The sequence below is a fragment of the Streptomyces sp. NPDC058880 genome (genome assembly GCF_042742535.1).
Classification (GTDB): domain Bacteria; phylum Actinomycetota; class Actinomycetes; order Streptomycetales; family Streptomycetaceae; genus Streptomyces.
Window position 1 is genome coordinate 1 of record NZ_JBHYMC010000113.1, and the last position, 10054, is coordinate 10054.

Annotated in this window: 9 protein-coding genes and 1 pseudogene; 8 read left to right on the forward strand and 2 right to left on the reverse strand. The window is 71.6% G+C overall.

Annotation, left to right across the window (positions count from 1 at the left end):
* The 5 genes and pseudogenes from manB to ACFW2G_RS32475 form a co-directional block, all read left to right on the forward strand.
* Positions 1-489: pseudogene (gene manB / locus ACFW2G_RS32455) on the forward strand (phosphomannomutase/phosphoglucomutase); the annotation flags it as partial.
* A 285-nt stretch (positions 490-774) separates the two neighbouring features.
* Positions 775-957, forward strand: coding sequence for a Trm112 family protein (locus ACFW2G_RS32460; RefSeq protein WP_037925335.1), 183 nt, complete (start codon positions 775-777; stop codon positions 955-957).
* A gap of 93 nt (positions 958-1050) precedes the next feature.
* Entirely contained in the window at positions 1051-2184 is a 1134-nt protein-coding gene (locus ACFW2G_RS32465) for an SIS domain-containing protein (protein WP_384456440.1), read from the forward strand.
* 39 nt (positions 2185-2223) lie between these two features.
* Positions 2224-3384 carry a mannose-6-phosphate isomerase, class I gene (gene manA / locus ACFW2G_RS32470; protein ID WP_384456438.1) on the forward strand — a complete coding sequence of 387 codons (1161 nt, stop codon included), beginning with the start codon at positions 2224-2226 and terminating at the stop codon, positions 3382-3384.
* 72 nt (positions 3385-3456) lie between these two features.
* On the forward strand, positions 3457-4380 hold the full coding sequence (locus tag ACFW2G_RS32475; RefSeq protein ID WP_037925340.1) for a cation diffusion facilitator family transporter: 924 nt from the start codon (positions 3457-3459) through the stop codon (positions 4378-4380).
* A gap of 75 nt (positions 4381-4455) precedes the next feature.
* Here ACFW2G_RS32475 and lepB read toward each other — a convergent pair whose 3' ends face one another.
* Positions 4456-5142, reverse strand: coding sequence for a signal peptidase I (gene lepB, locus ACFW2G_RS32480; protein ID WP_384456434.1), 687 nt, complete (start codon positions 5140-5142; stop codon positions 4456-4458).
* Positions 5143-5455: 313 nt separating this feature from the next.
* On the opposite strand from lepB, the gene ahcY reads away from it, so the two are divergent.
* Positions 5456-6892 (forward strand): adenosylhomocysteinase, encoded by a 1437-nt coding sequence (gene ahcY, locus ACFW2G_RS32485; RefSeq protein ID WP_037925342.1) that lies wholly within the window; start codon positions 5456-5458, stop codon positions 6890-6892.
* A gap of 97 nt (positions 6893-6989) precedes the next feature.
* Positions 6990-7607 carry a hypothetical protein gene (locus ACFW2G_RS32490; RefSeq protein WP_384456432.1) on the forward strand — a complete coding sequence of 206 codons (618 nt, stop codon included), beginning with the start codon at positions 6990-6992 and terminating at the stop codon, positions 7605-7607.
* 14 nt (positions 7608-7621) lie between these two features.
* On the opposite strand, the gene ACFW2G_RS32495 is transcribed toward ACFW2G_RS32490, so the two are convergent.
* Positions 7622-8548 (reverse strand): RDD family protein, encoded by a 927-nt coding sequence (locus ACFW2G_RS32495; protein WP_384585588.1) that lies wholly within the window; start codon positions 8546-8548, stop codon positions 7622-7624.
* A 108-nt stretch (positions 8549-8656) separates the two neighbouring features.
* Between ACFW2G_RS32495 and ACFW2G_RS32500 the strand changes: the two genes are divergently transcribed.
* Complete coding sequence (locus ACFW2G_RS32500) at positions 8657-9664, forward strand: stage II sporulation protein M (protein ID WP_384585591.1); 1008 nt, start codon at positions 8657-8659, stop codon at positions 9662-9664.
* Positions 9665-10054 lie beyond the last annotated feature (390 nt).

Sequence of the window (10054 nt, forward strand, 5' to 3'; positions counted from 1 at the left end):
CCGGAGGTGGTGCGGGAGTGCGGTGGGACGCCGGTGCGTACCCGGGTGGGTCATTCCTTCATCAAGGAGGAGATGGCGAGGACGGGTGCGATCTTCGGTGGTGAGCATTCGGCGCACTACTACTTCAAGGACTTCTGGAACGCGGATACGGGGATGCTGGCGGCGTTGCATGTGTTGGCGGCTCTGGGGGGTCAGGACGGTCCGTTGTCGGAGTTGGTGGCGTCGTATGACCGGTATGAGGGGTCGGGGGAGATCAATTCGACGGTGGCGGACCAGGCGGGCCGGTTGGTTGCGGTGCGGGAGGCGTTCGCGGGTCGTGAGGGTGTGGAGCTGGATGAGTTGGATGGTTTGACGGTGACGGGTGCGGGGTGGTGGTTCAACGTGCGTGCTTCGAACACCGAGCCGTTGCTGCGGTTGAACGTTGAGGCTCGTGACGTGGACACGCTGTCCCGGGTCCGGGACGAGGCCCTGGCCCTGATCCGGGCCTGACCCCGGCCCGGGGGCCCTGCCGGGGACCGGGGGCCTTCCGACCCCCGGGCCCGCGCCCTCCGACCCGAGCCGGACCCCCGGCCCCGCCCTGAGTCCCTCCCCACCCCGGCCGGGCGGGCCCCGGGGCGCGGATCCGGCGGAGCGGAGATCCGCAACACCCGCCCCAGCGGTCCCGGCGCCCCCGCGCAGCCGGCCTCCCACCCCCGCCCGCCCCAAGCCGCACCGGCGGAGCCCCAGCGGTACGCTGACCACGCCCCACCCGCATCCCCGAAGGGAACCCACCCCATGCCGCTCGAAGCCGGCCTCCTGCAGATCCTGGCCTGCCCCGCCTGCCACGCGCCCCTCGAGGACAAGACGGCCGACGAGACCCCCGAGCTGCTCTGCACGGGCCAGGACTGCGGTCTCGCCTACCCGGTCCGCGACGGCATCCCGGTCCTGCTCGTGGACGAGGCCCGCCGACCCGCCTGACCGGCACCACCGCACCATCCGCAGATCACCGCACGACACCCGCACCGCAACACGCGCAGACAGGTTCCCGTCACCCAACAGCCGGAGGCCGCCATGCTCGACGAGTCGCTCCTCGACGCACCGGACGATCTCGCCCGCGTCGACCGACGGGGCCTGCTCCGCGGCGCGGCCGAGGCCGGGGCCAGGGTCCGTACGGCGGCCCGGCACGCGAGCGAGGCGGGCATCGCCACCCTGCGCCCCGACGGCCGCCCGCGCGCGGTCCTGATCGCCGGGCCCGGCACCGCCGCCACCGGGGTCGCCGACCTGCTCGGAGCTTTCGCCGGCGCCTCCGCGCCGGTGATCCGCCTCGACCCCACCGGGGTCGCCCACGCCGCCGGGGCACTGCGCTGGTCCCTGCCCGGCTGGGCCGGGTCCGTCGACCTGCTGCTGGTGACCACCACCGACGGCACCGAGCCCGGGCTCGCCCTGCTCGCCGAGCAGGCCTACCGGCGCGGCTGCACCGTCGTCGCCGTCGCCCCCGAACGCTCACCGCTGAGCGAGGCGGTGGACGGCGCGCATGGCCTCCTCGTACCGATGGCCAAGGCCCCGTACCAGGAGTTCGACGAGTCCGCAGCCGCGGGCCCGGGCGCCCTGTGGGCCCTGCTGACACCCCTGCTGCTGCTCCTCGACAAGGTCGGCCTGATCACCGCGGCCCCCGACACCCTCCAGCTCGTCGCCGACCGGCTCGACCGGACGGCCGAACGCTGCGGGCCCGCCATCGCCACCTACTCCAACCCGGCCAAGACCCTCGCCGCCGAGCTCGCGGACTCGCTGCCGCTCATCTGGACCGAGGGAACCGGCGCCGGCCCCGCCGGCCGCCGCTTCGCCGCCACCCTCGCCGAGCTCGCCGGCCGCCCTGCGCTGGCCGCCGCGCTCCCCGAGGCACTGCCCGCCCACGGTGTCCTGCTCGCCGGCGACTTCGCCGCAGGTGCCGACCCCGACGACTTCTTCCGGGACCGGGTCGAAGAGCCCCAGGCCCTTCGCGCCCGTGTCGTTCTGCTGCGGGACCGGCCGGCCGGCGGCCTCACCGCCGCCCCCGCCGCACGCGAGCTCGCCCTCAGCCACGACACGGCGATCAGCGAGCTCGAACCGGAGGAAGGCGCCGAGCTGGAGCAGCTCGCCGAGCTGCTCGCCGTCACGGACTTCGCCACCGCCTACCTGGCGCTGGCGTCCGGGGGACACGGCTGACAACCGCGCACGTGCCCGGATCTCTCCAGGAAGACGACGATGGACCGCCTGACCAACACGATCCGCCCCTACGCCTGGGGATCCACCACGGCCCTGCCCGCGCTCCTCGGTGTCGAACCCACCGGTGAGCCGCAGGCCGAGCTGTGGATGGGAGCCCACCCGGGCGCCCCGTCGCGCGTCGACCGCGGTGCCGGGGTCAGGACGCTCGCGGAGGTCATCGCCGCCGACCCCGTGGGGGAGCTCGGTGCCGCCACCGTGGCCAAGTTCGGCCCCAGGCTGCCCTTCCTCTTCAAGATCCTCGCCGCCGGCGCTCCGCTCTCCCTCCAGGTCCACCCCGACGAGACCCAGGCGAAGGCGGGATTCGAGGACGAGGAGCGGCGCGGCATCCCGATCGACGCGGCGCACCGCAACTACAAGGACCCCCACCACAAGCCCGAGATGATCTGCGCGATCACCACCTTCGAGGGGCTGTGCGGCTTCCGCTCCCCGCGGGCGTCCGCGGACCTCTTCGAAGGGCTGGGCGTGGGCTCCCTCAAGCCGTACGCCGACCTGCTGCGCGCGCACCCCGAAGAGGCCGCGCTGCGCGAGGTGCTGACCGCCGTACTGAGCGCGGACCGCGAGCAGATGGCCCGTACGGTCGCCGAGACCGCGGCCGCCGCCGAGCGCCTGGGCGGCGAGTACGCCACGTACGCCGCCCTGGTCCACGAGTACCCGGGGGACCCCGGCGTCATCGCGGCGATGCTGCTCAACCACGTCCGACTCCAGCCCGGCGAGGCGCTGTTCCTCGGCGCGGGGGTTCCGCACGCCTACTTCGACGGCCTCGGCGTCGAACTGCTGGCCAACTCGGACAACGTGCTGCGCGCCGGTCTCACCCCCAAGCACGTGGACGTGCCCGAGCTGCTGAAGATCGTGAGGTTCGAGCCGAGCGACCCGACCGTCATGCGCCCCGAGGGGGACGGCGGCGAGGAGGTCTACGAGGCCCCCGTCGACGAGTTCCGGCTCTCCCGCTTCCTCCTCGCGCCCGGTGGCACCCCGCAGGTGCTCCCGGACGGCGCCCCGCAGATCCTGCTGTGCACGGCGGGCTCCGTGCAGGCCGGTGAACTGGCCCTGTCGCCGGGCGGATCGGCCTTCGTACCGGCGGGCGAAAAGGTCGAACTGGTCGGAAACGGAACGGTCTTCCGGGCCACCGTGGCCGTCTGACGCGGCGTCGGCGCCCGGGGCTGCAACAATGTGCGGCCGTAGTCACCGGCCCAGGAAGGACACCCCGCACCCATGAGCGCGTCGGGCGGTACCAAGGCGATCGTGGCGGCCCTCGCCGCCAACCTCGCCATCGCTGTAGCCAAATTCGTGGCGTTCCTCTTCAGCGGCTCGTCGTCGATGCTCGCGGAGAGCGTCCACTCGGTGGCCGACTCCGGGAACCAGGGCCTGCTCCTGCTCGGAGGGAAGAAGGCCCAGCGCGAGGCGACACCGCAACACCCCTTCGGGTACGGGCGCGAGCGCTACATCTACGCCTTCCTCGTGTCCATCGTGCTCTTCACCGTCGGTGGCATGTTCGCCATCTACGAGGGCTACGAGAAGATCCACGACCCGCACCCGATCGAGGCCTGGTACTGGCCGGTTGGCGTCCTGGTCTTCGCGATCATCGCCGAGTCCTTCTCCTTCCGTACCGCCATCAAGGAATCCAACGAGATCCGCGGCAAGCTCACGTGGACCCAGTTCATCCGGCGAGCCAAGGCACCCGAACTGCCGGTCGTCCTCCTGGAGGACTTCGGCGCCCTCATCGGCCTGGTCCTGGCCCTCGGCGGCGTCGGCCTCGCCCTGCTGACCGGCGACGGTGTCTGGGACGGCATCGGCACCCTGTGCATCGGCGTCCTGCTCATCGTCATCGCGATCGTCCTGGCCGCGGAGACCAAGTCCCTGCTGCTCGGTGAGGCCGCCGGCGTCGAAGAGGTCGAGAAGATCAAGGCCGCGGCCGTCGACGGGGACGTCGTCACCCGCGTCATCCACATGCGCACCCTGCACCTCGGCCCCGAAGAGCTCCTCGTCGCGGCCAAGATCGCCGTCGAGGGCAACGACACCGCGGCCGAGGTGGCGGACGCGATCAACGCCGCCGAGGCGCGCATCCGCGAGGCGGTCCCGATCGCCCGGGTGATCTACCTGGAGCCGGACATCTACCGCCCCGAAGCCGCGAAGTAGTCCCGGGCGGTTCCCGTCCGTGCGCCGGAGGCCCCCGCGGGCAGCCCGCGGGGGCCTCCGGCGCACGTGCAGGGACTACGGCACGTCCACCTGCGTGGCGCCCCAGACGGGCCCGGGCGACTCGGCCGGCCTGCGCCGCCGGACCACGAGCGAGGCGATCCCCAGCCCGAGTGACAGAGGCAGGAGGCAGATCCCGGCGGACAGGGGCAGGCCGAGGACCACCATCAGCGGGGACTCCTCGTGCATCCCGGAATCGACCCCGGTCACCGCGGCCAGCGGCAGCGTCCCCCGGTGGTGTTCCGGATGGAACCGGGAGTCCTGGGAGTTGCCGCGGTTGTCGCCCAGCACGAACATGCGTCCCTGCGGCACCGAGACGGCGAAGCCCACTCCGCCGGCCCCGGCTTCGCCATCGGGCACGTACGGCTCGTCGAGGGGCTTTCCGTTGAGGGCCAGCGTCCGGTCGCCCATCGTGTAGGCGATGTGGTCCCCGCCCAGCGCCACCACGCGTCCGACGAACGGGCCGTCGTACCCCCACTCGGCCGGGTCGTAGGTGACCACGTCACCGCGCCGGACCTCACCGTGGTCCTTCTCCATCAGAAGCAAGCTCCCGACGGGGATCGTGGGCAGCATGTTGTCGCCGAACTGCTTCACCGGGGTGAACCGGACGCGCATGTACGCCAGCGGACCGGCGATCAGCATGACGCCGAGCACCAGCAGGGCGATCGCCCAGATCCCCCGACGCCGTCCAGGCCTGCGTGCCATGAATCCCCCATCCCTCCCACCAGTACGAACGGCTGGAAGATTACGGTCTGGCCGAAAAGGCGCATCGGGTGGGGGTGAGACCGGACGCCACGCCATCCGGGCCGGCCCAGTTCTCCGTCCGACTGGGGCCGCCGCCGCCGATCGGTGTAGATTCGTGGGCAGTGTCAGGCGTCGCTGCTGATGGCGGGTCGGGCGGTCCCTGCGACCGGCCGAGGGGAGAGAGGACCCCCGACGGACTGTGCCCGGTGTCCCGTCCCCAGGACGGCGCACGGAACAGCCGTACCCACCTCTCGAACCATGAGGAGCAGCACCCATGGACTTCAAGGTCGCAGACCTCTCCCTCGCCGCCTTCGGCCGCAAGGAGATCACCCTGGCGGAGCACGAGATGCCGGGTCTGATGTCGATCCGCCGGGAGTACGCCGAGGCGCAGCCCCTGGCCGGCGCCCGCATCACCGGCTCGCTGCACATGACCGTGCAGACGGCCGTGCTCATCGAGACCCTCGTCGCCCTCGGCGCCGACGTCCGCTGGGCCTCCTGCAACATCTTCTCCACCCAGGACCACGCTGCCGCCGCCATCGCGGTGGGCCCGAACGGCACTCCGGAGAACCCGCAGGGCGTCCCGGTCTTCGCCTGGAAGGGCGAGACGCTGGAGGAGTACTGGTGGTGCACGGAGCAGGCGCTGACCTGGCCGAACACCTCCACCGGCGGCCCGAACATGATCCTCGACGACGGTGGTGACGCCACCCTCCTCGTCCACAAGGGCGTCGAGTTCGAAAAGGCCGGCGAAGCCCCGGACCCGTCCACCGCGGACTCCGAGGAGTACGCGCACATCCTCACCCTGCTGAACCGCACCCTCGGCGAGAACCCGCAGAAGTGGACGCAGCTCGCGTCCGAGATCCGCGGCGTGACCGAGGAGACCACCACCGGTGTGCACCGTCTCTACGAGATGATGCAGGCCGGTGACCTGCTCTTCCCGGCGATCAATGTGAACGACGCCGTCACCAAGTCGAAGTTCGACAACAAGTACGGCTGCCGCCACTCCCTGATCGACGGCATCAACCGCGCCACGGACGTCCTCATCGGCGGCAAGGTCGCCGTCGTCTTCGGCTACGGCGACGTCGGCAAGGGCTGCGCCGAGTCCCTCCGCGGCCAGGGCGCGCGCGTCATCGTCACCGAGATCGACCCGATCTGCGCCCTCCAGGCGGCCATGGACGGCTACCAGGTCGCCACGCTGGACGACGTCGTCGAGACGGCCGACATCTTCATCACCACGACCGGCAACAAGGACATCATCATGGCCTCGGACATGGCCAAGATGAAGCACCAGGCCATCGTCGGCAACATCGGCCACTTCGACAACGAGATCGACATGGCCGGCCTGGCCAAGGTCGACGGCATCGTCAAGGACGAGGTCAAGCCGCAGGTCCACACCTGGACGTTCCCCGACGGCAAGGTCCTGATCGTCCTGTCCGAGGGCCGCCTGCTGAACCTCGGCAACGCGACCGGCCACCCGTCCTTCGTCATGTCGAACTCCTTCGCGGACCAGACCCTGGCCCAGATCGAGCTCTTCACCAAGCCGGAGGAGTACCCGACCGACGTCTACGTGCTCCCCAAGCACCTCGACGAGAAGGTCGCCCGGCTGCACCTCGACGCCCTCGGCGTCAAGCTCACCACCCTCCGCCCGGAGCAGGCCGCCTACATCGGCGTCAAGGTCGAGGGCCCGTACAAGCCGGACCACTACCGCTACTGATCACCAGCCGATCAGCGGCGGACGGACCTGAAGCAGGCCCCCGGCACCCGTGCCGGGGGCCTGCCCCGTATCCCCGATCCGAAGAAGTGTGCGCACCATGCCCCGCGGCCGATACTCGCTCCACGACCCGCACGACCACGCCCCGCTCGGCGAGGAGCACTTCCACTGCGCCCCCGGCCCCTCCGGCTGGCGCTACGTCTCCCAGCTGACCGCCCCGGACGGCGAGCACCGCGGCTCCGTCGACCTCGCGATCGACGAACTCGGCCGGCCCATCCGCGTGGAGGTCAACGCCGCGAGCTGGCAGGTCCGCGGAGCCGCCCTCGACGGCGTCACCTGGGTCCGCACCGACCCCACCGGAACCGAGGCCGCCGAGGGCAACATCGCCGCCCCCGGCTTCACCGGCACGTCTCCGGCCTTCCTGATCGCCACGGCCCGGCTGCTGCGCCCGGCCCCCGGCGCGCCCGCCACCCGGGTCCGGCTGCTCGCCCTCACCGACCCGGTCCTGGCCCCGCGTACGGTCGACCAGGCCTGGGCCCTGGTGGGCCGCGAGGAGCACCCCACGGACAGCGGCCCGCTCCTGGTGGACGAGTACCGCGTCACGGCCCTGGACACCGGCGAGGTCCACACCGTCCACATCGCCGGCGATGTGGTCCTCTCCGCCCCGGGCATCGAACTGGAGCACCTCGAAACCCCGCCCTCGGCCTTCGAGGAGTGATGACCCCTCCGCCCTCAGGCGGGCGGAGCGAACCCGCCGGCCCGCGGAACCTCCGCGGGAGGCGTCGGCGCCACGGGCGCGGGTGTGACGTACGGGGTCGGGGAGGGGGCCGGCGTCGGGGGCACGGCAGCGGTCGGTACCGGCCCGAAGCCGTTCACGGCCGACGGGACGGGTGGGGCCGCGGCAGCGGAGGCCGCGTGGAAGGCACGGGCGGCATCGCGCGACTGGCGCTCATGGACCACGGCCATCAGGAAGGCCGCGGCCGGCACCCCTGCCGGCGGCGGCGCACCCGTACGCGCCACGAGGTCGTCCGCGAGCCGCGCCGCCATCGCCGCACCCACGTGCGGATCCAGCTGGTTCATCCGCGTCAGGTACTGGCGGATCGCCAGCCACAGCCCGTCCGGCACGGCTGACAGGTCCAGCTGGGTGAACCGCCCGGCCAGCCACGGCGGTGGCGCCGGTACCGGCATCACCCGCGCTCCCGGCACCCGCTCCCGAACCACCAGGGTCCCCGCGAAGACGTCTCCGAGCCGCCGCCCGCGCACCGACACCAGCGAGGCGATGGCCGCGACCGCGCCGAAGGTCAGCAGCAGCTCCACCACCCCGAGGGCGCCGCGCACCAGCGCGTGCCGGAACCGGATCGGCCCGCCGTCGTCGCGCACCACCCGCAGCCCGCAGGCGAGCTTGCCCAGAGATCGCCCGTGGGACAGCGTCTCCACCGCGATCGGGATGCCGACCAGCAGCAACACGAAGCTCGCCACCGCGACGGCGGCTTGGGCGGCCGGGTCCAGCGAGGCCGTCGCCATGGTCAGCCCGACCCCGATGAGCACGTAGGCGGTGACGTAGACGGCCAGGTCCAGGAGGATGGCCAGCGCGCGGCTGGGCAGCCTCGCAGGCCGCAGCCCCAGGACGACCGCGTCCCCCGTCACCAGTTCGCTCACCGCAGCACCTCTCACGTGACCTGCCCCGCCCCTACCGCATCAAGTCTGCCAAGCTGACCACACTAGGAATAGGCAGCGGCCAGGGGGCCTGGCAGGGGAGCGCACCGGATGGATCTCGACGTCTTCGTCACGGCACACCGCGCGGAGTGGGCCCGCCTGGAGCAGCTCCTGGGCCGCGGTCGCAAGCTCACGGGCGAGGAGGCCGACGAGCTCGTCGCGCTCTACCAGCGCACCTCGACGCACCTCTCCCTCATCCAGTCCAGTGCCCCCGACCCCATGCTCACCGGCCGGCTCACCCAGCTCGTCGCCCGGGCCCGCGCCACGGTCACGGGCACCCGCCGCGCGAGCTGGCGCGACGCCGCCCTCTTCTTCGCCGTCGGCTTCCCGGCCGCGGTCTACCGCAGCCGCCGCTGGTGGATACCGACGGCGCTGCTCTCCACTGCGCTCGGCGTCCTCATCGGCTGGTGGATAGCGACGCACCCCGAGGTCCAGGGCGCCATCGCGGCCCCCGAACACCTGAAGGAGCTCACGGAGCCGGGCGGCGAGTACGAGACGTACTACTCCAGCAACCCCGCGGGCTCCTTCGCCGCCCAGGTCTGGACGAACAACGCCCAGGCGGCTGCGATGTGCCTCGTCCTCGGAGCCTTCCTGGGGATCCCGGTGCTGTGGATCCTCTTCCTGAACATGGCCAACCTCGGGGTGGGCCTCGGCCTGATGGCCTCCGCCGGCCGGCTCGACGTCTTCCTCGGCCTGATCCTGCCGCACGGCCTGCTCGAACTGACCGCCGTCTTCGTGGCGGCGGGCACCGGCCTGCGGCTGGGCTGGACGGTCATCGACCCGGGTCCCCGCAGCCGCCGCACGGCCCTCGCCGAGCAGGGCCGTGCGGCTCTCGGCATGGCCATCGGCCTCGCGGCGGTCCTGTTCGTCTCCGGTCTGATCGAAGGCTTCGTCACCCCCTCGGGCCTCCCGACCTGGGCACGCATCACGATCGGCGTGGCTGCCGAGGCGGCGTTCCTGCTCTACGTCTTCGTCCTGGGCGGCAGGGCCGCCCGCGCCGGCGAGCACGGCGACGTCGCGGCCGCCGACCGCACGGCAACGCTCCCGACCGCCGCCTGATGTGCGTACAAGCCTGCTGAGCTGCTAGTCTCCTCGTCGTCCCGCAAACGCCGTTGACACGGAACGAGCGGGGAGGTAGATTCGAACGGTTGCCTCGAACTGGACAAGTTCGGCAGCGACGGTTTAAACTCTCTCTCACCCCCATGGACCTCAAGATCCAATCGGGGTACGTCCGACTTTCCATTTCAGGAATTCGAAGCCGGGGAAATCCGGTGGAAATCTTCTGATAGAGTCGGAACCGCCGGAAAGGGAAACGCGAAAGCGAAAACCTGGAAAGCGCCGAGGAAATCGGACGCGAAAGAGTCTGATAGAGTCGGAAACGCAAGACAGCAGAACGAAAGCCCGGAGGAAAGCCGCAGCGAGTGTCGCTGGGGTGAGTACAAAGGAAGC